This is a genomic window from Flavobacterium coralii (genome assembly GCF_019891545.1).
Taxonomy (GTDB): Bacteria; Bacteroidota; Bacteroidia; order Flavobacteriales; family Flavobacteriaceae; genus Flavobacterium; species Flavobacterium coralii.
The window spans coordinates 72,290-96,508 of sequence record NZ_JAHDIU010000012.1; the positions used below are offsets into that span (position 1 = coordinate 72,290).

Genomic DNA, 24,219 nt, shown 5'->3' on the forward strand with positions numbered 1-24,219 from the left:
AGTTTAATTATAACTTGCCTATCCGCAAAAGTAACGGAAAGGTTACCTGTTTATCGCTGTTTTCCCAGCTTATTTTTAATTCCTCTTCAATTAAGCTGAAAGAATTTTTGCCCTTCTCCTCTTTGTAATGCTGTACTGCCGACCATGTTTGGAGGTATCCGGCAAGCTGCTCAAAATCCCATGTAAAAGTATTGACAAAGTTTCTGTCCGTATAAATCTCGTTAAAAGGAAACGGAATGGTTTTATAGTTTTCATCAAGGTAACGCCTTTCAGCATCCCAGTACGGTCCCACAATGTCATGGTAAAACCTGCTTATTATCTTGTCAGATTCACTGTTAGTCTGCAAAAGTCCATATCCCATAACAGCTATAACGCCTTCAGGTTTCATGATCCGATAAGCTTCTTTGTAAAATACATCAAAATCGAACCAGTGTATAGCCTGTGCTACTGTTATCAGGTCGAACTGTTTATCATTAAAATCTGTAGCCTCGGCAGGTTGCCTGCTGTAAAATATATTGTCTTTGCTTACAGCATGTTCAAGCTGTTTGCTGCTGATATCTGTAGCATATATTTCTTTAAAGTAAGTCGAAAATAAGGCTGCAACCTGTCCGTTGCCCGTAGCAACATCTAAAGCACAATTTTTCTCCTTTACAAAAGACAGGATATAGGCAACCATATCATTGGGATAGGCAGGCCGGTATTTTGAATATTCTTTTGCAAGAGCCGAAAAATTATCTTTCATGATTGACAGATTTTTAGTAAATTTAATTATTTCCTGCACTTTATGGAAACGAACCGAAAAGATTTGTATTTTGCCTGAATGTTTTAATGATGATAATTTACAGGGATTGTTATCTTTGCCCCAAAACAAATTGCCATGAATACCATACAAACCCTTATAGAGCAGGCCTGGGATAACAGGCAACTGCTTCAGGAAGAGAAAACCATAAATGCCATACAGGAAGTAATTGAAATGCTTGACGCAGGAAAACTGCGTGTTGCAGAACCCGGCAATGATGGCTGGAAGGTAAACGAATGGGTTAAAAAAGCCGTTGTTTTATACTTTCCTATCCGCAAGATGGAAACGCTTGAAGCAGGAATTTTTGAATATCATGACAAAATGCCGCTAAAGCATAATTATGCTGAAAAAGGGATTCGCGTAGTACCCAATGCCGTGGCACGCCACGGGGCATATATAGCTTCTGGCGTTATATTGATGCCGAGTTATGTAAACATAGGCGCTTATGTAGATGAAGGCACTATGGTTGATACATGGGCTACGGTGGGCAGTTGTGCGCAAATTGGTAAAAACGTTCACCTTAGCGGTGGTGTGGGCATAGGCGGGGTTTTAGAACCATTGCAGGCCGCACCCGTAATAATAGAAGATGGTGCCTTTATAGGCTCACGTTGCATAGTGGTAGAAGGCGTAAGGGTAGAAACCGAAGCCGTTCTTGGCGCAAATGTATGCCTTACCGCCTCTACTAAGATTATTGATGTTACAGGTAATGAACCTGTAGAAATGAAAGGGGTTGTGCCTGCCAGGTCTGTAGTGATACCCGGCAGCTATACTAAAAAATTTGCCGCAGGTGAGTACCAGGTGCCCTGCGCGCTGATAATTGGTAAGCGAAAGCCTTCTACCGATTTAAAAACCTCGCTCAACAATGCTTTAAGGGAATATGATGTAGCGGTTTAAAAACTGATAATGAGCGGAAACCAAACTAAAATATCTGCGCTTGCCATTGTTTTTAATGAAGAGCACAACATAAGGGAGTACCTGCAAAACATGTCGTTTGCCGACGAAATTGTAGTGGTAGACTCTTTTAGTACCGACAGGACTCCTGCAATTGTAAAGGAGGAATTTCCCCATGTGCGTTTTTACCAGCGCGTTTTTGATGATTTCTCATCACAGCGCAACTATACATTAGATCTTGCCACACACGACTGGGTTGCTTTTTTTGATGCTGATGAAAGGATAACACCGAAAGGTATTAAAGAAATAACAGATGTTGTTAACAGCAACCCGGAAGAAGTAGCACTTTGGGTAAAACGTATTTTTTACTACCAAGGTAAGCCGCTGGTTAACAATAACTTTAATGAAGACCGTACAGCACGTATCTTCCGTAAGTCAAAATGCCGCTACTCTGATAAATTAGTGCATGAAAAACTTACCATAAACGGTAAAAGCCGTGTACTAAAATATGCTATAGAACATTATTCTTTTATCAATAAAGAAGATTTTCTCCAGAAAAGGCTGCAATACTCCAAACTAAAGGCTAAAGAGTTTTATAATGAAGGTATTACCACAAATGTATTTCATTTCACGGTAAGGCCGGCTTTCCGCTTCTTTAAGTACTATGTGCTAAAGTTCGGTTTTATAAATGGCAGGCAGGGTTTCGAAATTGCAAGGATTTTAGGTTACCATGTTTACATGCGGTATGTTTACCTGCGCGAGATGAACCGTAACTGCAGGAAGATACTTATAATACAGCAAAAAATGATTGGTGATGTGCTGGCAAGCAGCATTATCTGCAATATGCTGAAAGAAGAATACCCGTGTTCGCGTATCGATTACCTTGCTAACACATTTACCATACCCGTGGTAGAGAACAATCCGTACATTGACAGGATTATACCTTTTGAAGACCGCTACCGCGAAAGCAAGCTTGAGTTTTTCAGGTTTCTTAAAAGCGTTCGTAAAACAGGCTATGATGTGGTTATTGATGCTTACGGCAAATGGGAAAGTGGTATTATTACTTCTTTCTCGGGGGCTAAAACCAAAATTGGCTATAAGAAATGGTACACATCATTTTTTTATAATAAAACTGTGGAACCCGATAAAACCGTATCAGGTTCGGCATTATACCACAGGATGCAGCTGGCAGAAGCAGCTACAGGCACAAAACACGTTATTGAATATCCTAAAATATACCTGACAGAACAGGAACAGGCAGTGGCTGCCGCTTACATGGCAGAAAAAACAGATGGCTACAAACCTGTTATAATGATAAGCGTGCTGGGTAGTGACGATATAAAGAGTCTTCCTGCACAGGAAATGGCAAATGTAATTAACTACATTGCCGCCGGTACCGATGCTACACTGTTATTTAACTACCTGCCTTCGCAGGTTGAAAAGGCAAAAGAGATATACAACCTTTGCAATGAGCAGGCACGCGAAAAGATACTTTTTGATTTTTATGTTAAAGGACTCAGGAGCTTTTTAGGGATACTCTCGCAGTGTTCGGCGCTTATAGGAAACGAAGGCGGCGCCGTTAATATGGCCAAAGCACTTGGAGTACCAACATTTACAATTTTCTCCCCTTGGATAAATAAAAACTCGTGGAATATGCTAACGCAAACCGGCGAGCACATGGCTGTACACTTGCAGGATTATTATCCTGAAATTTACGGTGCAAAACACCCTAAAGAGTTTAAAGAGAAGTCGCTTGAATTATATCCTAAGCTAAAGCTTAACTTGTTTGAAGACGATTTAAAATCGTTTTTAAACCATATTACGAAACAGGCGGAAGGCCGGGCTCCTTTACAATTCCGTAGGGAGTCCATTTAATTTTCTTTTCCTTAACCTCTTTGCGTATGGCAAGGTTAGCCGCAAGTGATTCAGGGGTTTTATAGCCCCTGGCGTGATCAAGGTGCAGGCAAACGGCCTTGTGCCTTATCTGCTTGCCTTTAACGCCAAAGTTCTCTAAGCGTTCGCCAAATTCCCTGTCGGGGCCGCCATATTTCATGCGCTCATCATAACCGTTTATGGCAATCATATCTTCTTTAAAACCGGATGAGTTACAGTTATTAAAAGAAGGCGTTGTGGTAGTAATACTATCTAACACGGTAGCCAGTACAGGCCCTGCAGAGAGCTTCATGGTTTGAGAAAAACCCAGCTTGTCCTGCTTTTTCAACCAGTTTACATCAAAACAGCGCTGGCTTTCTATATCTTCTTTAGTAATAACCGTGCTTGTACTCATAGGCAGTTTGCAGTAACCACCTGAAAGGAACCTGCCTTTTTCGGCAAATTTAGCATGCACTGCTACAAAGTCCTCCCTCGGAATGCAGTCGCCATCTGTCATTATTATATATTCGTTCTCGGCTTCTACAATGGCTATATTCAGTATTTCCTGCCTGCGGTAGCCTTTATCTTCATGCCAAAGGTGTCGCAACGGTACCGGGTAATTTTGGGCATAAAGGTCTATCAGTTCTTTTGTAGAAGCACGCGAACCGTCATCAGCAATGATAAGTTCAAAATCTTTATAAGTCTGTACGCTATAACCTATAAGCACTTTTTCGAGCCATTTCTCTGCGTTATATGTACTTACTATTACTGATATCTTCATAAAAAAGTCCGTTTAAATTATCCGCTTTACGGCATGCAAAGGTACTATATTTATTTTTTACGCAGTCCCAGCTTTCGCTTAATGGCTCTCTTGCGGTGAAACCTGTTCGAGAAATACTGTGTGTATTTAACCATCAGCTTGTAAACCTCATCATAGCTCCTGCCGTATAGCTTTGCATACTCATCGCACATTACTTTTATCAGATGGTCTTCGGGGGTAAGCTTTGCCATGTTCACTACGCGCTGTTGCAGGTTCATGCTGTCATGGAAAGTCATCCGGTTAAGGTCAACCAAAAAGAATTCATATTGCTGTGGACCTGACTTTTTTATGAGTGTATTACCTGGTGTATGGTCTTGAAATGCTATGCCCTTTTCGTGCAGCTTAAATGTAAATTGTGTAAACTGTCGAAGTATAATTTCATGCTCAGGATAATCGGGTATTTCGATAAGCTGCCTGAACGTAAGATCAGGGCTCATCTGCTCGCTGATGTAATAACTGTCCTGAAACGAAAAAAGGGTTATATTCTCAAAATAAGCAATGGGCTGCGGTGTGCCTATGCCTTCCTGAAGGAGCCTGTTTGCAAACTCGTAAGAACGCCTTGCCTTTGATTTACGGAAAAAGCGGTAAACAACTTTGTTGATTATATTGGGTATCTTGAAAGACTTAACGTTTACCGTAACGGAACCAAGCGGAAAAATTTTTATTTTATTACGCCTGCCATCGGCAAACATAGTACCTGTGCTGGAAAAGTTATCTATAATGCGGGTTAGCTCGTCAGCATGGCCCTGAAAATCCGGATGGATTACTTTGTTCATCGGCAACTCCATTTTAGGCAAAAGTAACCATTTGCATTTTAGACTTCAAATAATTGCATTATTTTTACCGAAAATAGCAAAACCTCTCAAATGTTCAGCCATTACCTCATCACCCGCTTCAACCTTAAAAACCCTAAATGGGATGTTACTAAAAACAACGAAACCCTGCTTACAGATGAGTGGCTGGAGCACAGGCTGTGGCTGTTTGAAAATTTTTGCCTGCCATCGGTAACGTCACAAACAAGCACCAATTTTACATGGCTTATTTATTTTGATGTTACCACTCCCCCCGCCTACCGCAGCAGGATTGAAAGCCTGGTGGAGGGGCATAAAAACATCCGCCTGTTTTATATAGAAGGTATGCCTGCTTTTTACCCGGAAATACAAAAACTTATAACAGCCGAAACAAAGGGGCAGCCTTATCTTATCACTTCACGTATTGATAATGACGACTGCATACACAAAGATTTTATTGCCGAAGTGCAAAAGCAGTTCAACAAGCAGGATTACAGGGCTATTGATGTAATCAAAGGTTACTCCCTACAGATTAAGCCCGTAATTATGCTGGGTAAAAAAGAACACATCTTTAACCCTTTCATAAGCCTTATAGAGAAAAATGAGAACCCTAAAACAGTTTGGTTTAATGACCATAACCTTTGGAAAAAAGAAACCCGTATCACTCAGGTAACGCACAAAAGGCTGTGGATGAGCATTATTCACGAAAAGAACAAGGTAAATGAGTTTGACGGCTATGGTAATATTAAGTGGGAAAATGTAAAGCAGGATTTTATAGTATCTGCACAAATGCAAAGCAATATTGATGCTAATATACTGCCACACAGTAAATGGGCCTGGACAAGCTTTAAGAATGGTTTGTATGTTAACTGGGTACTGTTCAATAAGATGCTGAAAAAGGCATTGGGAATATACAGGATAAAGTAAATAAAACGCTACTTGCTATTCCTGTATTTTTTCTCCTCAACTGAATTGTAATTACCGCCTGCAACCATATCTACCCAGTGGCTCACTGTGTAACGGTTATAAATTTCCTGGGGTAAAGGCTGGTAAGGTGTTTCAATAAATCCTTCCGGTATAGTTATGTTATCAGCGTTTTCTATAATATAAATGTTTGACGGATTGTAAAAATCATAGTTTTTAATATCAGTATTGGTAGTAATAAGCTTTTTTTGGAAAGCCATTGCTTCGAACACACGAAAAGTAAGCCCATCCTGAATACCAAACTTGTGCACATCTACAATAATTCGCGATTGCTTTATGTGTTGCAAAACCCCTTCATTGTTAATACGTTTCTGTATGTAAGTAATGTGAGGGTCAGTTTCCGCATTATCCTTCTTTACATAAAAGCGGTAGCTGTAACCTGTATCTGAAAGTACTTTACCTAATTTTTGCAAAACCTTTACCCTGTAATCATCTGACATTACTGAGAATGCATCTGTTTCAGGCTCAGGGTTACTACCCTCAGGCTCATAATACATAAAGTTTGGGATAAACTTTAGCTTATAAGTATCTGCATCACGCTTTTCATAAGAATATATTTCATCAAAAAAATGAAGGACATCTTTTTTGCGCGGTATATTATTTATGGAATCGTGATAGTACGCAATAAATTTACCTGATATTTTACGTAATATTTTAAGATGATCATCAACAAACACATCAGGCCTTATTACAAGTGCAATATCATATTTATTTTTAGACACCTCAGCTATCAACGGCTTATACTTGTAGAAATTTTTAAGCTTGGTTTTATAAAAAGTCTTGTAAAAGAACGCTTTTAGGCGTTGCCATGCATTTTTATAGCGGTAAGAATAGTTAATGGTATTATAATAATCTACCTGCCCGTAACGGTTTTGCAGCTCAGCATAAATACTGTCATAATACCCGCTAAGGTCATAAGTTATAAACAGTATGCGCTTATCCTTATCGCTTTTTGCCATATTTTACAAGTACCTCATTAAGTTCATCATACATTTTTTTGGCAATTACCTCTTTTGTAAAGTTAGCCTTTAAAAACTCATACCCGTTTTCGCTGAGTTGCTGTTGCAGGTTCTTATCCGCAGCCAGTTGTTCTATCTTATCGGCAAAATCTACAGGGTTGCCCACTTCTGCCATAAGGCCTGTTATACCATCTTTTACCACTTCGGGTATGCCTCCTGCATTGGCAGCAACTATGGGTATGCGGCAGGCATAAGCCTCCAGCAGTACCCCGCCCGTTGGCTCGTTGTTACTGGTAAATAAAAACAGGTCAAATTCCGGCAGTACCTGCGGTATATCTTTCCTGAAGCCTGCAAAAATTATTTCATTCTCTACACCAAGCTCACGGGCAAGTTCTTTTACTTCTTCTTCCTGCGGGCCGTCACCAATTATAATATATTTTGCCTTAAAATTACGCTTATGTAGTTCAGCAGCTGTGCGTACCCATGTATGAAGGTCTTTCATGGGGGTAAATGCGGCAATATTACCTATCAACAAATGCCCTTCGGGTATATTAAACTCTTTATGTAATATGCCTGTATCGGCATATTTAAATTTATGAATATCGGTAACACTGCCCACCACGCAAAGCCTGCTGTGGTCTTTAACGGCATATTTTAATACATCTACCACGGGGTGCGATACACAAATAATCTTTTTTATCCCTTTGTAATTGTATTTCCATTTACGCAGAAAGTTACTGTCAACCCGGCGTATCATAGTACGGCACAATACCATCGGTATTTTTAATCCATATACCAAAGAAGAAAGCACACTTAATGTATGCGACTGGCTGTTGTGTATAAAAAGTATATCTGCCTTTTTTTCGTCGGCAATCTTTTTAAGGCTTTTGGCAAATTCAAGGCTGTATTCTCCTTTATAATCAAGCACTATAACCTGCATATTCCTGCCGGTGGCGGCTTTGTGCACTTCAGAGCCTTTAACGCAAACTATCCATTGGTCTTCTACATACCCAAAGTCGCGGAATGCTTCATATAAATAAATAATTTTCTGCTCATGCCCGCGCCATCCTTTAGATGCAGTAACCTGAATTAACCTCATAATGCTGAAATATTAGGGCAAATGTACCTAATTTTATTTTAATCCGTTAATAGCGCTGCTGTTATAAAAGTTCAATATTTTTGCAGTATATACCTGCTTTATGATAAAATTTCTCGACCTCCAAAAAGTTAACCTTCTCCATCAGGAAGAAATAGAAAAGCGGCTGCTGGAAACCTTCAGGAGCGGATGGTACCTTTTTGGTGAACAGGTAAAGCAGTTCGAAGACAGCCTTTGCAACTACACAGGCTCCAAACACGCTATTGGTACAGCAAACGGGCTTGATGCACTTCGCCTGATTATTAAAGCGTATACAGAACTTGGTGTAATGCAGCATGGTGATGAAATTATTGTACCTGCAAATACCTATATAGCTTCAATACTCGCAATTACAGACAACAACCTTATCCCTGTACCGATAGAGCCGGATGCTGATACTTTTAATATCAACATCGGCCTTATTGAAGAAAAGATTACATCCCGAACAAAAGGAATTATGATAGTGCACCTGTACGGGCAGGCTGTATTTTCGGAAAAGCTAAAAGCTATCGCAGAAAAGCATAACCTTAAAATTATTGAAGATAACGCGCAGGCAATAGGTGCGCAATGGAATGGCATTAAAACAGGAAATTTAGGAGATGCGGCAGGGTTCAGCTTTTATCCGGGTAAAAATCTCGGCGCTATTGGCGATGCAGGAGCTGTGACCACCAATGATGATGAACTGGCAAAAACAATAAGGGCGCTTGCCAATTACGGCTCTCATCAAAAATATGTCAATCATTACAAAGGGCTCAACTCCCGTCTTGATGAAATGCAGTCGGCGGTATTAAATGTAAAGCTGCCCTATCTGGATAATGAAAACCAAAGGCGCAGGGAAATTGCCCGCTACTATACACAAAATATAAAAAACTCCGCGATAATCCTGCCTAAAGTACCGGAGGATGAAAACAGCCATGTGTGGCATTTATACATTATAAGGTGCAAAGAGCGCGACAGGCTGCAAAAATACCTTACCGACAGTGGCATACAAACGCTTATACACTACCCTATACCCCCGCACAGGCAGGAGGCTTACAAAGAAATGAATGAGCTTAATTTACCCATTACTGAAGCAATACACAACGAAGTACTGAGCCTGCCTGTAAGCCCGGTACTGACTGATGAAGAAGTAAAACATATAACGGCAGCTTTAAACAATTTTAAATAAAGATGAGCACACAGGATATAAATACAGAAGTACATAATGCGTTTGAGGTAATAAAAAATGGGGGGATAATTCTCTACCCTACGGATACCGTTTGGGGCATAGGCTGCGATGCCACAAACCCCGATGCAGTAAAGAAAATTTATGCCCTGAAACAGCGGGAAGAAAGCAAGAGTATGATTGTACTGGTAAACGGTGACAGGATGCTGTATAATGTGTTTAGCGAGATACCCGAGGTTGCCTGGCAGATTATAGAAGTTACCGATAAACCCACAACGCTGGTGCTGGATAAACCCAAAAATGTAGCACCTAACCTTATTGCCGAAGACAACACACTTGGTGTAAGGCTTGTTACTGAGCCTTTCTGTTACAAACTGATGGAGCGCATGAAAAAACCGCTTGTATCTACATCGGCTAATGTAAGCGGCATTCCTACACCAAATTCTTTTAAAGAAATAGACCATCATATTTTGGATGGAGTAGACTATATCGTAAATTTGCATCACGATAAAATTGCCGCCAAACCATCAAGTATAATCAAGATCGGCAATAATTTACAGGTAAAAGTTATCCGCCCTTAATGAAAGATGAAACTTCATATAAAGAAGCCCTGAATAACCCGGTTTTCGGTATAATATCTAAAGCTGCTGTCCAAATAAATACAGAGTGTTATGTAATTGGCGGCTATGTACGCGATTTTTTACTGCAACGGGGATTTAAAAAAGATATAGATGTAGTGGCTGTTGGCAGCGGTATAGCGCTTGCAAAGGCTGTAGCTGCATTGCTGCCAGGCAATCCGAAAATACAGGTTTTTAAAAATTATGGCACCGCCATGCTGCGGTATGAAGACAACAATGGCGAACATACCGATCTTGAGTTTGTAGGTGCTCGCAAAGAATCGTATCAATGGGAGAGCCGCAAACCACACGTGGAGACCGGCACTCTTGAAGACGACCAAAACCGACGCGACTTCACCATAAATGCCCTTGCACTATCGCTTAATGAAAAAGATTTTGGTGCGCTGATAGACCCTTTTGAAGGGGTGGCTGACCTTGAGAATAAAGTAATCCGTACACCTCTTGACGCTGATATTACCTACAGTGATGACCCCTTGCGGATGATGCGTGCCATACGTTTTGCCACACAGTTAAACTTTGATATAGAAGAAAAGTCGTTACAGGCAATAAGCCGTAATAAAGAGCGCATCAACATTATATCAGGCGAGCGCATAGTAGATGAGCTTAACAAGATACTAATGGCAGATGTACCCTCTGTAGGGTTTAAGCTGCTGCACCAAACAGGTTTGCTGCACATAATCCTGCCGGAGCTTACTGCCCTGCAAGGTGTTGAGGAGGTTGAAGGCCAAACCCATAAAGATAATTTTTACCATACCCTTGAGGTGGTAGATAACATTGCGTCCAATACAGATGATGTATGGCTAAGATGGGCAGCACTGCTGCACGATATTGGCAAAGCGCCTACAAAAAAATTCAGTAAAAAGGTAGGCTGGACATTTCACGGGCATGAGTTTTTAGGCGGTAAAATGGTAAAGCGCCTTTTTGAAAGGCTGCACATGCCGCTTAACCACAAAATGAAGTTTGTATCAAAAATGGTAATGCTAAGCTCCCGCCCTATTGTGCTGGCTCAGGACATTGTTACCGACTCTGCCGTTCGCAGGCTTATTTTTGATGCCGGGGATGATGTGGAAAGCCTTATGACGTTGTGCGAAGCTGATATAACAACCAAGAACCCGAATAAATATAAAAAGTACCATAAGAATTTTAAGATAGTACGCCAAAAAATTGTTGAGGTTGAAGAGCGCGACCATGTCCGTAACTTCCAGCCGCCCATTAGCGGTGAAGAGATTATGGAGATCTTTAACCTGAAGCCCTCACGCGAAATAGGCGTACTTAAGGAAGCCATCAAAGAAGCCATACTGGAAGGTGAAATACCCAACGAATACCAGGCAGCCCATGACTTTATGATGGCACGTGCCTCTAAAATGGGATTGACTAAACAACAATAGTTATAATTATGAAACGCAATAAAGCTGTAATTACATGGCTACTGGCCGGGTGTGTGCTGGTATTCATAATGGTAGTAGTGGGTGGTATAACAAGGCTTACCAACTCCGGGCTCTCGATGACCGACTGGCATCTTGTAACGGACACTTTTCCGCCGATGAGCGAGGATAAATGGCAGGAAGCTTTTGAAGAATATAAAAAGTTTCCGGAGTACCAGAAAATCAATGTACATAACGATTTTACACTCGATGATTATAAGTTCATCTATTTCTGGGAATGGTTTCACCGTTTTATAGGCAGGGTTATCGGTATTGTTTTTATTATACCTTTCTTATATTTTCTTGTCCGTAAAAAACTCGACAAAGCTACAATAGGAAAGTGCCTGATTCTTTTAGGAATGGGTGCATTGCAGGGTTTCTTCGGGTGGTTTATGGTTAAAAGCGGCCTGGTAGATAACCCCGATGTTAGCCATTTCAGGCTGGCACTGCACCTTACATTTGCATTTGTAACGTTTGCCTATACCCTTTGGGTAGCGCTTGACTTAGTATATCCTGAACGCAAACAACCTGTTTATGCGCTGCGCAAAATTGCACGTATAGCGTTAATTATATTAATTGCCCAGATAATTTACGGTGGTTTTGTAGCAGGGCTAAATGCGGGCCTTATACACAACACTTGGCCCTTAATGAGTGAAGGCCAGTTTATGCATGATAGTATTTTTATTGAAAAACCAACTGTTGGGCTTGCACTTACAGAGGGGCAAAGCGGCGTTCAGTTTGTGCACCGCACAATGGCTTATTTTGTAGTGGGTATCATCGTGTTTTTATACATAAGGTCAAGAAAAATAAATATTAACGTACAACAGCAAAAGGGGCTTAATGCTTTGGTAGTACTTGTATTCCTGCAATTTTTGCTTGGGGTGCTTACATTGCTGTACCGCGTGCCGCTATGGCTTGGGCTTGCCCACCAGGTAATGGCTTTCTTCCTGCTCACAGCAATGACCTATACACTCCACAGGCTCAGCAAATAAACTTTGTGATAACGTTGGCAAGGCTTTGACAGTAATTTTACATTTGGTAGGGTAACTTTACATTGTAACAAAAAACAAAAGATCATGCCAAACAGAGAAGAAATAAGCGGAAGCTGGAACGAAATGAAAGGTAAGCTAAAACAAAATTATGGTGAGCTTACTGATGACGACCTAACATATGAAGAAGGAAAAGAAGATGAAATGTGGGGACGCCTTGAAAAGAAATTAGGTAAAGCGAAAAAAGAAATACTTTCTATTTTTCAATAGCCTCATTTCCTTTAAGGATATACCACATCTCCTCTAAACTGTTTTATAAGCAGGATATTAGTTGACTTTAGTACAGCTAAAACATCGCTTATAAAACAGTTTTTTTTATTTCTCCTTCATGGTAAACACTACTGTGGCAAGCGGTGGCAATACCAGCTCAGCCGAATACGGTTTATGGTTCCAAGCAATAGATTCGGTTTTAACTGTTTTATTCTTTACGCCGCTGCCACCAAATGCTGCATCGTCACTATTAAATATCTCTTTCAGTTTGCCCTGCACAGGTACTCCAATCCTGTAATTATCCCTTATCACAGGTGTAAGGTTACAAACTATTATCAGATTCTCTTCTTCTTTTTCACCTTTACGCATATAGGCTATCACAGAGTTTTCGCTGTCGCTGTAATTTATCCACTCAAAACCATCGCCTGCAAATTGCTTTTCATATAAGGCAGGCTGCTTTTTGTAGAGTTTGTTAAGCGCTGTAACCAGGTTTTTAATGCCGTTATGATAATTATATTCCAACAGGTGCCAGTCAAGGCTCTGTTCAAAATTCCATTCACCGCTTTGGCCAAACTCGCCACCCATAAACAGGAGTTTGGCTCCCGGGTGTGTAAACATAAAGCTGTATAACAATCTTAGGTTGGCAAAACGCTGCCATTCGTCACCCGGCATACGCCCTAAAATAGAATGCTTACCATAAACCACCTCGTCGTGAGATAACGGCAGCATAAAATTTTCAGTAAAGGCATAGGTCATACTGAAAGTCAAATCGTTTTGATGATGCCTGCGGTAAATAGGTTCCTTTTTAAAATATTCGAGGGTATCGTGCATCCAGCCCATCATCCATTTCATGCCAAAACCAAGCCCGCCAATATAGGTAGGGCGCGATACCATGGGGAAAGATGTACTTTCCTCGGCAATGGTCTGTACGCCTGTAAAACTGCCGTAAACAGCCTCGTTAAGCTCTTTAAGAAAGCTCACCGCTTCAAGGTTTTCCCTGCCGCCGTATATGTTAGGCTCCCATTCGCCATCCTTACGTGAATAATCAAGGTACAGCATAGAAGCCACAGCATCTACCCTAAGCCCATCGGCGTGATATTTATCAAGCCAGAATATTGCATTGCTTATCAGGAACGAGCGCACCTCATTTCGCCCATAGTTGAATATTAGGCTCTTCCAGTCGGGGTGGTAGCCCTTGCGCCTGTCAGGGTGCTCATACAGGTGCGTGCCGTCAAAAAAGCCGAGGCCGTGTGCATCGTCAGGAAAATGAGAAGGCACCCAGTCGAGTATCACGCCAATACCTGCCTGGTGAAATTTATCTACCAGCAGCATAAAATCTTCCGGCTTGCCAAAACGCGAAGTCGGTGCAAAATAACCTACCAGCTGATACCCCCACGACGGGTCATACGGATATTCCATAATGGGCATAAACTCCACATGGGTAAACTGCATTTCTTTTACATACTGCACCAGTTCATCTGCCAGTTCCACATAGCTTAATGAGCGGTTCTCTTCTACTTTCTTTTTCCATGAACCTAAATGCACTTCATATACAGAGAACGGGCTTTGCAGGCTGTTTTTGCCTGCACGCTTGTCCATCCATTTTGCATCTTTCCATTTGTGCCTGGTATCCCAAACTACAGAAGCTGTATTGGGCGGCGTTTCGCAGTAAAAAGCAAACGGGTCAGCTTTTTCAGTTTTAATATCGTTGTGGTGCGATTGTATCTTATATTTATATTTAGAGCCCTTATCTACATTCGGCACAAAACCTTCCCATATACCCGAACCATCCCAGCGTACAAAAAGCGGGTTCTCCCCTTCCAGCCAGTAATTAAAATCGCCAATTACAGATACTGCTTTCGCAGCCGGCGCCCATACGGCAAAATAAGTACCCTTTACACCATCAAGTTCTGTAAGGTGTGCACCCATTTTTTCGTAGAGGCGGTAGTGCTTGCCTGCCTTAAACAATTCTATATCAAATTCGGTAAAAAGGGAGTGCGGTATGGTTTTCATTTAATAATTATGTTTATTTTATTTTGTTCTCGACTGCGCTCGAACTGACATATCAGTAAAGTTTAAATATTATAATATGATTGATTTTAAATTTATCAAAACATATCTTTTTTGTCACATCGAGCGCAGTCGAGATGATTATGGTTTGTATTTACTATGTGATGCATTTCTGCATTCTGCAAGTGCCTGAATGGCATCAAAATCATTTTTAATAAGTGCCTCTTTTTTGCCTTGCTCCATTTTTTAAATTTCTTTTCAAAAGCTATAGCCTGTGCAGGATCTGTAAATTCCTGAATATACTCTAAACTAACAGGTCTCCTTGTGTACGTGTACGATTCAGGATTAAGCCCGGCATTATGCTGGTTAAGCCTGGCCTCAACATTATTAGTAATGCCTGTATAAAAAGTTCCGTCAGAGCATCTCAGGATATAAACGTAATAGAACTTCATATTTATTTTGTTCTCGACTGCGCTCGAACTGACATCAATATTAATTAGTCGATAATGGTTGTTGTGTCACATCGAGCGCAGTCGAGATGCTTTTAGTAACAACTTCCTGCAGTTTATATCAATATCCCATTATACTGGCAATACCTCGCAGCGGTATAACTGCCCACCGCGGGCGTGAGTTAAGCTCGTAGCCTAATTCGTAAACTGCTTTTTCGAGTATGCAGTACTTAAGCAAAAACGCAATTTCTTTGCTGTAGCCTATGTTCAGGTTGCCCTCCTGGGCTTTTTCTATATATGTATCTAAGAATACGCCTACCATATAGTTAAACAGCAACTCTCCGGCGGCAAAAAGCTCTTCCTGCTCATACGGGTACTTATCTTTATTGTTAAATATAGTGGCATAAATGGCATAATGAAACGAACGGAACAGCCCCGCAACATCTTTTAACGGCGGTTGCTTTACCTTACGGTCGCGTATGGTGCTCTCCGGCTCGCCTTCAAAATCGAGGATGTAAAAATCGTCTCCGTTAACCAATACCTGCCCTAAATGATAATCGCCGTGAATGCGTATGCGCTCGCTCTTTAGTTTAGTCCAGTCAAAATCAAGAAAATGTTTTCTTATTAATGTTTTATTGTCGAGAAACTGGTGTGCCAGCTCCAGTGCAAGTCCGTCGAGTTTATGCAGGTTATTCTCTATGGTATTTAGCCGGTTCTGAAACTGGTATATAAGCCTGTTCTTGAGCCATACGGTATAATCGCCATTATAGGTTGTGGGCGTAAAAGCTGTGTCTGTTGTATCGCCGCCCAGTGCTATGTGCATTTCGGCAGTTCGCATTGCCAGTGTCCTTACCTTTAAAAAGAGGCTAAGCCCTGCCCAGTCTATAATTTCGGGGGGTATGCGGTTTATAGTAATGCTTTTAAACAGCTCTAAATCGGGCAGGCTGTTAATCTTTATTTTTTTATTCTTCAGGTTGTCGAAAACTCCGTCTATTGCATCCAGCATATACTTCCAGGCATCGCCCTGGTTGGGCACAAGTTCCTGCATCAGGGCAAGGGTAATGTTATCATCGGCCATTGCCACGTTAATGCTGCCCTTATAAGCAGGTGTGTGCTTAAACTTCATCCTCTCAGTAAGAAAGCGGCTTATCTCGTAATCTGGATTGGTACTTACATATATACGCCTGAAGAACTTAAGCACCAGGTTGTCGTTATAGATAATAGAGGTGTTGCTCTGCTCTATCCCCATAAACCTTGATGAGATGTATTTGTTTTCTTTTAGTGCTTTTCCTTTATGGAACTTTACATTGCCGGTATCGGCTTTGCCTGCATTGATGATATTTTCAAAAACCAGCCTCCTGAAATCTTCCTGGTGCAGTGCATCCACAAGGTAGCCTTCTATCCCGTTAAGGGTTACAGGGGCAATAAGTGTAGTGGTATCCAGCTCTTCCTGCGCCATAAAGGCTACAGGCATAAAATAATGCTGTAAAAAGGCCTCTTTATAGTTTACTTCTATCAGGGCACCATAATAAGTATTTTTCTCTGATGTAATCTTAAAATAATCTACAACCTCTATATACTTTAAGGTGCTGGCCTTACCGCCATACCATCTTTTTTTAAGGATGTAATTTTCGAGTATATCAGATGAAAATACCTTAATAAATTCTGCATCATTAAATGCCTCTTTCCAGTCGGCTTTAAAGACGAAAGGGGCATTAAAGGTGTCCTGTATAGATGTAGCCATAGTTATTTCTGAATTTTAAACAGGTGGAACGGCAAAGCGGGATGAAGCTCTACAAAATTCCATTCTTTATCCCAGTGGTAGCAGTTACCGGTAATCAGGTCGGTTACCATTACCGTATGCCCCTCATTTATACCTAATAACTGTAAAGGCAGCCTTACCCAGCCCTGCTTGCTGTAGTAAGCATCTAGGCTTGCTATCATAAGGGTTTCATTTTCCCTGCTGTCGTCAAACTTATAATAAGCAATAAGCTGGTCGCTGTCCGTATCGCAAAACTCAATATTATTGGTTTGTTGTAAAGATACCTGCTCTTTACGGATGGCATTTATCCTGCTTATTAGCCTTGTTATTTTATTTTCTTTATTCCAGTCCCAATGGCGAACTTCATACTTTTCAGAGTCCATATATTCTTCCTTACCCGGAATGGCATCGCTAACCATATATTCAAACACAGGGCCGTATATGCCTACATTACTGCTTAGCGTTGCAGCAAGAAAGTATTTTTGCAGATGGGTAGCCTCATTAGCACCCTGTAGCGGGAACGGATTTATATCCGGGGTATTGGGCCAAAAATTAGGGCGGAAATACTCGTTTTGGTCAGTTTTTGTGAGTTCAGTTACATACTCTGTAAGTTCCTGTTTGGTGTTACGCCAAGTGTAGTAAGTATACGATTGTGTAAAACCCTGTTTGGCAAGCTGCTGCATTATCTTTGGCCTTGTAAAGGCTTCCGAAAGGAACAGTACATCAGGATATTTCTTTTTCACTTCGGCAATCAGCCAGCCCCAGAAGTAGAAAGGCTTGGTGTGCGGGTTATCTACCCTGAAAACACGTATGCCGCATTGCTCTACCCAAAACAGGGCAATATCAAGCAGTTCTTTCCAAAGGTTTTTCCAGTCGCCCGACTCAAAATAAATGGGTTGTATATCCTGATACTTTTTTGGTGGATTCTCGGCATACTGCACTGTACCGTCCGGCCTCCATTTAAACCACTGTGGGAACTCCTTTACATACGGATGATCGGGCGCGGCCTGCAATGCAAAGTCCATCGCTACCTCTATACCCAAAGCTTTTGCCTCCTGCACAAGATGTTTAAAGTCATCAAGCGTACCCAGTTCGGGATGAATGCTTTTATGCCCGCCATATTGTGAGCCTATTCCCCACGGTGAGCCAACATCGCCGGGTTGTGCTGTGGTAGCATTGTTTTTACCTTTACGGTTTACCTCACCTATCGGGTGTACCGGCGGAAAATAAAGCGTATCAAAGCCCATTTCAGCTACACGTGGCAACAGCTTTTCGCAATCTTTAAATGTACCATGCTTCCCTTCTTCCTGCGATGCTGAGCGCGGAAAGAATTCGTACCATGTACTGAAAAGCGCTTTTTGCCTGTCAACATAAACTTTCAGTTCGACAGCTGTATTAGAAAGGAAACGCGCAGGGTATTTTGTAAAAATATCTTTCAGCCTGTTAGACATGGTCTCTGTAACGGCCATATCATAAGCTGAAGCATCTTTAAATATTGCTGCCGTTTTAAGCAGGTATTGTTTTTCCTGTGCTGTCGCTTTGCCAACTATAGCTTCTATATATTCGGCACCTTCTAAAAGCTCTGAGGTTACCTTTTGGTTATCCTGTATTTTACGCAAGGTGCCATGCTGCCAGTTAAGGGCATAATCTACCCACCCTTCTACACAGTAATTGTAAAAGCCCTGCTTTTCAACTGTAAATTCAGCCTCCCAGCTATCATTACCGGCATGGCGCATGCGCACCTCTTTCCAGTTGCGCTCTTTTTCATGGCGGTACTTTACTACTGCCTGCATAACATCATGCCCATCCGAAAGTATGTCTGCCGTAACAGTAACCTTTTGGCCTGTAACTCTCTTTATATAAAATTCTCCGTTGTTTAATTGTGGCTGTACATTTTCTATATGTACCCGTCGTTGATCTGGCATTATTTTAGGTTATATTTATGACTTTTAAATATAATTAAAAAACTACTAATCCATAACTTAACATAAAGTTTTAGTAAAATGTCAGAAAAGGGTAAAAAACAACGCGAAACATTAAAAATTCCTAAGCCAATACTGGTTACGGCTAAAATATTAGAACTGACATCGGCAAAACTCGCGGCTAAATTCGCCATGAAACTCTTTGTTACGCCTGTAAAATTTACATTGCCGAAACGTGAAGAGGAAATGGAAAGGAAAAGCAGGCAGGAAAATGTTAAGGTAACAAGTATAAACAAAACAATACGTGTGTACCACTATGGAGAAGGAACTAAAAAGGTTTTACTGGTGCATGGGTGGAGCGGCCGAGGGACACAATTGCACAGCATAGCCGATAAACTACTTAAAAATGGTTACAGCACCATAAGCTTTGATGCGCCGGCACATGGAAAATCGGGAAGCAAGAAAAGCGACATGACTGAATTTATTGCAGCTATACACCAGCTTGATAAAGATTATGGGCCTTTTGAGTTTGCCATAGGGCATTCTTTAGGGGCGATGGCAGTACTTAATGCCATTAAAGAAGGACTCAAAGTACAGAAAGCTGTAACTATTGGCAGCGGAGATGTTATAAAAGATATCATGGATGACTTTATCAGAAAATTAGGTATGAAAATTGCAACCGGTAAACTGATGATAAAGATCTTTGAGAAAAAATTCGGCACAACCATTAACAGCTATTCTGCGTATATAGCAGCACAACAGGTTACTATACCTGTCCTGGTAATACACGATACAGATGATGCTGATGTACCTGTAAGCGCTGCGCACCACATTCACCAAAACCTTAAAGAAGCAGAGTTGATGATTACATCAGGATTGGGGCACCGGAAAATACTCGGGGATAAAAAAGTAATAAACCGTATAACAGATTTTTTAGCAACATGAAACATTTATTTGCAATAGCGGCACTTTTCTGCCTTATGTCCTGCCAGGGGCAAACTACAAAACAAAAGTCAGCAAAAAGCGATGAGCCAAAAGAGAAACAAACAGCAGAAGCTGCATTTAAAGTGAACAAAACGGATGCCGAATGGCGTGCGCAACTAACACCCGAACAGTATGATGTGTTGCGTAATAAAGGTACAGAACGCCCCTATACCGGCGAATATGATAAATTCTTTGAAGATGGTGTTTATGTGTGTGCCGCATGCGGTAACCCTCTATTTAAATCGGATACAAAATTTGATTCACACTGCGGCTGGCCTTCTTTTGACCAGGCTATTGAAGGCTCTGTGATTTATGAGGAAGATAACAGCTATGGCATGAACCGCACTGAAGTGATGTGTGCCAACTGCGGCGGGCACTTAGGACACGTTTTTGATGATGGCCCTAAAGAAACTACAGGTGACCGTTATTGTACAAATTCTGTATCTATTAAATTTATACCTGCAAAAAAACAACCGTAATGAAAAGCTATAATATAGAAAAACCCGAAGCGGAGTGGAAAGCGCAGCTCGGTACAGAACGTTATAAAATATTAAGGCAAAAAGGAACCGAATTTCCGCATACAGGCGAATATAACCTGCACTTTGAAAAAGGCACTTATGTTTGCGGGGCCTGTGGCGAGCCGCTTTTTGAAAGCGACTCAAAATTTAAGTCGGGCTGCGGATGGCCTTCTTTCGATGACTCTATTCCGGGAAAAGTAGAGTACATTCCGGATAATTCTTTTGGTATGAAAAGAACTGAAATAGTATGTGCAAACTGTGGAAGTCATCTTGGGCATGTTTTTGATGATGGCCCTACAGAAACAGGGCAGCGTTATTGCGTAAACTCACTTTCGGTAGATTTTAAAGAAAAGTAAAAGCAGCCTTTACAGGCTGTTTTTTTTGTAATTTGCAGTAAAGAACTACTTATGGATTTATTTTCGGAACCACGTGATTGGGCAAAGGCATTGCAGCCGCTTATAGATAAATACAACGGAAAGCAACATCCGCTGCATTATAATAACTTATACCAGGCTGTGGTAATGGTTGTGCTTTCGGCACAGGACAGTGATGCTCACATCAATAAAATAGCTCCTGCCTTTTTTGAACGTTTTCCTGATATGAAAGCATTATCAGAAGCAAATACCGAACAGCTTACGGAGTATCTTTCCGAAGTGCGCTTCCATAACAACAAAATAGTATGGTTACAGGAAATAGCATCTGAACTTAAAGAAGATAAAAATATACCCCTGACCATGAAGGAACTTACGTCACTTAAAGGTATTGGCAGAAAGTCGGCTAACGTAATTATGCGTGTTGGCGGCGCAGAAGCAGAGGGCATACTTGTCGACCTTCATGTACTGAGGGTAGCGCCACGGTTGGGTATAGCAAGTGGTAAAGATGCTAATAAAATAGAAAAACAACTAATTGAAAAACTGCCGAAAAGCATGTGGGGCGAAATAGGCATGGCCATATCATTTTTAGGAAGGGAAACCTGCCGCCCTAAAAACCCAAAACACAGCGAGTGTGTCGTTAGTGATGTATGTGAATACTGCCTGCTAAACAAGAAATAAAAAAGCTGTATCAAATAGGCTATACTATAATAGTATTTGATACAGCCTTGTGCTTAATTATTTACATACAACTTTAAAGCTTTGCTTTTTTCCGCCTGAAGTTACGTTAACAACATATATTCCCTCTGGAAAAGAAGCAAAATCAATTCTGGCTTCTGATGTATTGTAATTTGCGTTAAATACTTTCTGGCCTAAAAGATTAATAACCTCTGCATTATTAATAGTATCATTGTTACTGATAGTTAACACATCTGTTACCGGGTTAGGATAAAATTTTAATGTATTTAATTCAGAAGGCTCTGCAAGGCTTAAAGGAGTTGCTATTGACATTGCACCTATATGAATGTCATATGTAGAACCATTAGCCACGGGGCCATCTACAGCCTGAAATGCTATTTGTACTGTCTGTCCTGTATAATCAGAAAGGTCAAGTTCAAAATCTGTAGGGACATTAGTAAGGAAATCTTCATCCGTATTCTCTGCAGAAAAAGTATATACAGGTGTCCAGTTAGAACCACACTCATCAGTTGATATAAGAATATTCAGTTTATCATCTGTATTTGCAATACCTGACGGATCAGGATTAGCATTTGTATAATCTGTAAGTGCTATTTTAAATTTAAGCACTGAATCATCCGAAAGATTAATCCTTGGAGAAATTAACCATGAATTTATCGTATTGGCCGAAAAAAAAGTAGCGGCAGTAGGTATACCTAACACGTTAGAGCTTCTCCATGTTGATGCCGTTCCCTGCGGATTAATCATAGACGGTTCAGTACCGGGTAGTGTTGTTATTGCAGCCTCATACCATCCCGGGTATGCTGCACTTAAATTGCTCCCGGTAAAAAGACTGAAATCATTTTCTACAGGCAAATTAACCGTGTTTGCAGGAGCAGGAGAAAATGTGATTATATTAGCTGCCGTATGGGTGGTATTATAGTAGTAATCAAAGCTGCCCGATTCACCACAACGCTGAAATTCATATACACGGGCATAATATACCTGGCCACAGTTAAGGCCGTTAATAACAGCCCTGGTAGATGTCCCGTCATAAACAATCTGTTGCCCTGAACCGCTGTAAACAGGATTTTGTATATTTTCAGCTAAACCAAATCCACTTACAGGAGGTGTAATATCAGGAGTATCGCTCATAATAACCAACCTTCTGTAACCGCTTCCGTTTTTCCATCTTATACGTACTGTAGAAGGGGTAAGTGTAGTAGCTAAAAGGTTACTTACCTGATTTAAAGGTACAGCAGGCCCTTCTATTTCAGCCATTTCAGAATATGTAACGTTACCTGTAGTTAAGCAGGTAGCGCGTAACCTGTAATAAGTAGTTTCACCTGTAAAAACAGGTGGCTCTAATACAGTGGCCACTGCCCCCGATATTTCTACCCATGAGGTTTGGTTAAATGACTGTTCCCATTGGTATTTTATGTTAGAAGCACCTAAAGTCTGTATTATAGCTTTTATTTTCCTAGGAGCTTCCTCAAAACAGGTGTTTATATATGCAGGGGTAACTGTAGATAGTGTTATTGCACCTGTACACGCAGCAGGTGGTGTAAAAATAATCCTTTTACCCTCTAAATATTCTAAATCTGCAATTGCATTATTAGACACTACACTTGAAGATTGAAATGATGTGCCCGGTGTAAGGCTTAAGAAAGATGCCTCATCGCCCATTCCCACCGAAGCAGAAAGTTCATCAGCAGGATTAAGTGAAGAACCGTATATATATTCTATCTTATTTGTGAACTCGAAAAGCCTGATCTTAAAAGAAGCAAAAAATGTTTCACTGGCCGTACCTGAACCTATATTAACATTATGCCACCCTACCTCAAGCATTCTGTTTGGCGGAGCGCCTATAACTCTATAGCTGATAGTGCCTGTACCCCTGTTATTATAATCCCACAACGGAGCAAGCATGGGTCCTTGGTTGGCATTATTACGCAAGTTATTATTACGAGATGTTGCACCCGGTGTAATAGGTTTACCTAATCTAATATAACCGTTGGTACTGATACTGAACGTTGTGTAATCTACATTAGCAAAATTAAAAGTAAAACCAATAGGAATATTATCCTGTAGGCCGTTAATGCCTGTGGCAGTAGAGTTTGTTCCGTTAACCGCTACGTACGGAAAATTAGCTACACTATACGTGTAGTGAGAAACTTGTGCATTTACTCCTATACAGAATAGCAGCATTAACAGGGCACGATTCATATTATTTATTTATTAAATGTTTAGCAAAATTAGCTATTAAAACAACCTGATAAATAAGTTGATAATCATTTTTATTTATCATGTAATAGGCTTGATAAGCAAAAGCTAAATAATGAATAAATATTTATTTAAAACATACCTAATCATAGGTATTTAATAATTCAGGAGTGGGTTATATAAATGTATCGAAGTAATCCTTAAAAGTAAATTTTATGATTTTTTTTTGTAGGATTGCATATAACAGGTAAAACTTAATACTTATTTGGGTTTAAAAAGTACATCAACGCAAACCAAAAAACCCTATCCATTTTGGATAGAGTTTTCAAAAGAAAAGGCGATGCACCGGGGCCAGCGGCCGAACACATCGTACCTATAAAGAAAAAGTCCCCTTCATCATTGATGAAGGGGACTCTAAAGAAAGGCGATGACATACTCTCCCACAAGATGCAGTACCATCTGCGCAGGCGGGCTTAACTTCTCTGTTCGGGATGGGAAGAGGTGAGCCCCGCCGCAATAATCACCTTAAGTTTTTCAAGGCAAGAGCCATTAGCCAACAGGCATT

Annotated in this window: 22 protein-coding genes and 1 rRNA gene; 12 read left to right on the forward strand and 11 right to left on the reverse strand. The window is 40.8% G+C overall.

Annotated elements, in window-relative coordinates; translation table 11 throughout:
* Positions 1–7: 7 nt before the first annotated feature.
* Positions 8–742 (reverse strand): class I SAM-dependent methyltransferase, encoded by a 735-nt coding sequence (locus tag KJK34_RS14365; RefSeq protein ID WP_223054591.1) that lies wholly within the window; start codon positions 740–742, stop codon positions 8–10.
* A gap of 135 nt (positions 743–877) precedes the next feature.
* On the opposite strand from KJK34_RS14365, the gene KJK34_RS14370 reads away from it, so the two are divergent.
* Together KJK34_RS14370 and KJK34_RS14375 are read left to right on the forward strand one after the other, a co-directional pair.
* A complete protein-coding gene (locus KJK34_RS14370; protein ID WP_223054592.1) occupies positions 878–1,693 on the forward strand; it encodes a 2,3,4,5-tetrahydropyridine-2,6-dicarboxylate N-succinyltransferase in 816 nt (271 codons plus the stop codon).
* A 9-nt stretch (positions 1,694–1,702) separates the two neighbouring features.
* The gene (locus KJK34_RS14375) at positions 1,703–3,565 is read left to right on the forward strand and encodes a glycosyltransferase (RefSeq protein ID WP_223054593.1); all 1,863 of its coding nucleotides are present in this window, start codon (positions 1,703–1,705) and stop codon (positions 3,563–3,565) included.
* Here KJK34_RS14375 and KJK34_RS14380 read toward each other — a convergent pair.
* Positions 3,510–4,343 carry a glycosyltransferase family 2 protein gene (locus tag KJK34_RS14380; RefSeq protein ID WP_223054594.1) on the reverse strand — a complete coding sequence of 278 codons (834 nt, stop codon included), beginning with the start codon at positions 4,341–4,343 and terminating at the stop codon, positions 3,510–3,512. The genes KJK34_RS14375 and KJK34_RS14380 overlap by 56 nt on opposite strands.
* A gap of 50 nt (positions 4,344–4,393) precedes the next feature.
* Positions 4,394–5,158, reverse strand: a complete 765-nt coding sequence (locus KJK34_RS14385; RefSeq protein ID WP_223054595.1) for a lipopolysaccharide kinase InaA family protein — start codon at positions 5,156–5,158, stop codon at positions 4,394–4,396.
* Between the two features lie 90 nt (positions 5,159–5,248).
* On the opposite strand from KJK34_RS14385, the gene KJK34_RS14390 reads away from it, so the two are divergent.
* The gene (locus KJK34_RS14390) at positions 5,249–6,100 is read left to right on the forward strand and encodes a glycosyltransferase (protein WP_223054596.1); all 852 of its coding nucleotides are present in this window, start codon (positions 5,249–5,251) and stop codon (positions 6,098–6,100) included.
* 8 nt (positions 6,101–6,108) lie between these two features.
* On the opposite strand, the gene KJK34_RS14395 is transcribed toward KJK34_RS14390, so the two are convergent.
* On the reverse strand, positions 6,109–7,116 hold the full coding sequence (locus KJK34_RS14395) for a WaaS/CpsH family glycosyltransferase (RefSeq protein ID WP_223054597.1): 1,008 nt from the start codon (positions 7,114–7,116) through the stop codon (positions 6,109–6,111).
* Positions 7,100–8,215 (reverse strand): glycosyltransferase family 4 protein, encoded by a 1,116-nt coding sequence (locus KJK34_RS14400; protein WP_223054598.1) that lies wholly within the window; start codon positions 8,213–8,215, stop codon positions 7,100–7,102. Before KJK34_RS14400 ends, KJK34_RS14395 begins: the two co-directional genes overlap by 17 nt.
* Before the next feature lie 100 nt (positions 8,216–8,315).
* On the opposite strand from KJK34_RS14400, the gene KJK34_RS14405 reads away from it, so the two are divergent.
* The 5 genes from KJK34_RS14405 (at position 8,316) to KJK34_RS14425 (ending at position 12,737) form a co-directional block, all read left to right on the forward strand.
* The gene (locus KJK34_RS14405) at positions 8,316–9,419 is read left to right on the forward strand and encodes a DegT/DnrJ/EryC1/StrS family aminotransferase (RefSeq protein ID WP_223054599.1); all 1,104 of its coding nucleotides are present in this window, start codon (positions 8,316–8,318) and stop codon (positions 9,417–9,419) included.
* Between the two features lie 2 nt (positions 9,420–9,421).
* A complete protein-coding gene (locus KJK34_RS14410) occupies positions 9,422–9,997 on the forward strand; it encodes an L-threonylcarbamoyladenylate synthase (protein WP_223054600.1) in 576 nt (191 codons plus the stop codon).
* A complete protein-coding gene (locus KJK34_RS14415; protein ID WP_223054601.1) occupies positions 9,997–11,442 on the forward strand; it encodes a CCA tRNA nucleotidyltransferase in 1,446 nt (481 codons plus the stop codon). Before KJK34_RS14410 ends, KJK34_RS14415 begins: the two co-directional genes overlap by 1 nt.
* A gap of 5 nt (positions 11,443–11,447) precedes the next feature.
* Positions 11,448–12,470 carry a COX15/CtaA family protein gene (locus tag KJK34_RS14420; protein WP_223054612.1) on the forward strand — a complete coding sequence of 341 codons (1,023 nt, stop codon included), beginning with the start codon at positions 11,448–11,450 and terminating at the stop codon, positions 12,468–12,470.
* Positions 12,471–12,554: 84 nt separating this feature from the next.
* Complete coding sequence (locus KJK34_RS14425; protein WP_223054602.1) at positions 12,555–12,737, forward strand: CsbD family protein; 183 nt, start codon at positions 12,555–12,557, stop codon at positions 12,735–12,737.
* A gap of 105 nt (positions 12,738–12,842) precedes the next feature.
* Here KJK34_RS14425 and glgB read toward each other — a convergent pair whose 3' ends face one another.
* From glgB to KJK34_RS14445, 4 genes are all read right to left on the reverse strand, one after another.
* The gene (gene glgB, locus KJK34_RS14430) at positions 12,843–14,750 is read right to left on the reverse strand and encodes a 1,4-alpha-glucan branching protein GlgB (protein ID WP_223054603.1); all 1,908 of its coding nucleotides are present in this window, start codon (positions 14,748–14,750) and stop codon (positions 12,843–12,845) included.
* 95 nt (positions 14,751–14,845) lie between these two features.
* Entirely contained in the window at positions 14,846–15,199 is a 354-nt protein-coding gene (locus tag KJK34_RS14435) for a GIY-YIG nuclease family protein (RefSeq protein WP_317196888.1), read from the reverse strand.
* 118 nt (positions 15,200–15,317) lie between these two features.
* Positions 15,318–16,940 carry a maltokinase N-terminal cap-like domain-containing protein gene (locus tag KJK34_RS14440; RefSeq protein WP_223054604.1) on the reverse strand — a complete coding sequence of 541 codons (1,623 nt, stop codon included), beginning with the start codon at positions 16,938–16,940 and terminating at the stop codon, positions 15,318–15,320.
* A gap of 2 nt (positions 16,941–16,942) precedes the next feature.
* The gene (locus tag KJK34_RS14445) at positions 16,943–18,883 is read right to left on the reverse strand and encodes an alpha-1,4-glucan--maltose-1-phosphate maltosyltransferase (protein ID WP_223054605.1); all 1,941 of its coding nucleotides are present in this window, start codon (positions 18,881–18,883) and stop codon (positions 16,943–16,945) included.
* Between the two features lie 78 nt (positions 18,884–18,961).
* Here KJK34_RS14445 and KJK34_RS14450 point away from each other — a divergent pair, with 78 nt between their 5' ends.
* From KJK34_RS14450 to KJK34_RS14465, 4 genes are read left to right on the forward strand one after another with little or no spacing between them, the layout of a single operon-like run.
* On the forward strand, positions 18,962–19,825 hold the full coding sequence (locus KJK34_RS14450; RefSeq protein ID WP_223054606.1) for an alpha/beta fold hydrolase: 864 nt from the start codon (positions 18,962–18,964) through the stop codon (positions 19,823–19,825).
* Positions 19,822–20,343 (forward strand): peptide-methionine (R)-S-oxide reductase MsrB, encoded by a 522-nt coding sequence (gene msrB, locus KJK34_RS14455; RefSeq protein ID WP_223054607.1) that lies wholly within the window; start codon positions 19,822–19,824, stop codon positions 20,341–20,343. The genes KJK34_RS14450 and msrB (KJK34_RS14455) overlap by 4 nt, the downstream gene beginning before the upstream one ends.
* Entirely contained in the window at positions 20,343–20,738 is a 396-nt protein-coding gene (msrB, locus tag KJK34_RS14460; protein WP_223054608.1) for a peptide-methionine (R)-S-oxide reductase MsrB, read from the forward strand. Before msrB (KJK34_RS14455) ends, msrB (KJK34_RS14460) begins: the two co-directional genes overlap by 1 nt.
* Before the next feature lie 51 nt (positions 20,739–20,789).
* Complete coding sequence (locus KJK34_RS14465; protein ID WP_223054609.1) at positions 20,790–21,434, forward strand: endonuclease III domain-containing protein; 645 nt, start codon at positions 20,790–20,792, stop codon at positions 21,432–21,434.
* Positions 21,435–21,491: 57 nt separating this feature from the next.
* On the opposite strand, the gene KJK34_RS14470 is transcribed toward KJK34_RS14465, so the two are convergent.
* Together KJK34_RS14470 and rrf are read right to left on the reverse strand one after the other, a co-directional pair.
* Positions 21,492–23,657: a T9SS-dependent choice-of-anchor J family protein gene (locus tag KJK34_RS14470; RefSeq protein ID WP_223054610.1), complete on the reverse strand. Its 2,166-nt coding sequence runs from the start codon at positions 23,655–23,657 to the stop codon at positions 21,492–21,494.
* A 416-nt stretch (positions 23,658–24,073) separates the two neighbouring features.
* Positions 24,074–24,182 (reverse strand): 5S ribosomal RNA (gene rrf, locus KJK34_RS14475).
* Positions 24,183–24,219 lie beyond the last annotated feature (37 nt).

What these genes read in the sequence shown, in the direction of transcription:
- KJK34_RS14365 (WP_223054591.1), bottom strand. Translation starts at nt 742, where the DNA reads ATGAAAGATAATTTTTCGGCTCTTGCAAAAGAATATTCAAAATACCGG.
- KJK34_RS14370 (WP_223054592.1), top strand. Translation starts at nt 878, where the DNA reads ATGAATACCATACAAACCCTTATAGAGCAGGCCTGGGATAACAGGCAA.
- KJK34_RS14375 (WP_223054593.1), top strand. Translation starts at nt 1,703, where the DNA reads ATGAGCGGAAACCAAACTAAAATATCTGCGCTTGCCATTGTTTTTAAT.
- KJK34_RS14380 (WP_223054594.1), bottom strand. Translation starts at nt 4,343, where the DNA reads ATGAAGATATCAGTAATAGTAAGTACATATAACGCAGAGAAATGGCTC.
- KJK34_RS14385 (WP_223054595.1), bottom strand. Translation starts at nt 5,158, where the DNA reads ATGAACAAAGTAATCCATCCGGATTTTCAGGGCCATGCTGACGAGCTA.
- KJK34_RS14390 (WP_223054596.1), top strand. Translation starts at nt 5,249, where the DNA reads ATGTTCAGCCATTACCTCATCACCCGCTTCAACCTTAAAAACCCTAAA.
- KJK34_RS14395 (WP_223054597.1), bottom strand. Translation starts at nt 7,116, where the DNA reads ATGGCAAAAAGCGATAAGGATAAGCGCATACTGTTTATAACTTATGAC.
- KJK34_RS14400 (WP_223054598.1), bottom strand. Translation starts at nt 8,215, where the DNA reads ATGAGGTTAATTCAGGTTACTGCATCTAAAGGATGGCGCGGGCATGAG.
- KJK34_RS14405 (WP_223054599.1), top strand. Translation starts at nt 8,316, where the DNA reads ATGATAAAATTTCTCGACCTCCAAAAAGTTAACCTTCTCCATCAGGAA.
- KJK34_RS14410 (WP_223054600.1), top strand. Translation starts at nt 9,422, where the DNA reads ATGAGCACACAGGATATAAATACAGAAGTACATAATGCGTTTGAGGTA.
- KJK34_RS14415 (WP_223054601.1), top strand. Translation starts at nt 9,997, where the DNA reads ATGAAAGATGAAACTTCATATAAAGAAGCCCTGAATAACCCGGTTTTC.
- KJK34_RS14425 (WP_223054602.1), top strand. Translation starts at nt 12,555, where the DNA reads ATGCCAAACAGAGAAGAAATAAGCGGAAGCTGGAACGAAATGAAAGGT.
- glgB (WP_223054603.1), bottom strand. Translation starts at nt 14,750, where the DNA reads ATGAAAACCATACCGCACTCCCTTTTTACCGAATTTGATATAGAATTG.
- KJK34_RS14435 (WP_317196888.1), bottom strand. Translation starts at nt 15,199, where the DNA reads ATGAAGTTCTATTACGTTTATATCCTGAGATGCTCTGACGGAACTTTT.
- KJK34_RS14440 (WP_223054604.1), bottom strand. Translation starts at nt 16,940, where the DNA reads ATGGCTACATCTATACAGGACACCTTTAATGCCCCTTTCGTCTTTAAA.
- KJK34_RS14445 (WP_223054605.1), bottom strand. Translation starts at nt 18,883, where the DNA reads ATGCCAGATCAACGACGGGTACATATAGAAAATGTACAGCCACAATTA.
- KJK34_RS14450 (WP_223054606.1), top strand. Translation starts at nt 18,962, where the DNA reads ATGTCAGAAAAGGGTAAAAAACAACGCGAAACATTAAAAATTCCTAAG.
- msrB (WP_223054607.1), top strand. Translation starts at nt 19,822, where the DNA reads ATGAAACATTTATTTGCAATAGCGGCACTTTTCTGCCTTATGTCCTGC.
- msrB (WP_223054608.1), top strand. Translation starts at nt 20,343, where the DNA reads ATGAAAAGCTATAATATAGAAAAACCCGAAGCGGAGTGGAAAGCGCAG.
- KJK34_RS14465 (WP_223054609.1), top strand. Translation starts at nt 20,790, where the DNA reads ATGGATTTATTTTCGGAACCACGTGATTGGGCAAAGGCATTGCAGCCG.
- KJK34_RS14470 (WP_223054610.1), bottom strand. Translation starts at nt 23,657, where the DNA reads ATGAATCGTGCCCTGTTAATGCTGCTATTCTGTATAGGAGTAAATGCA.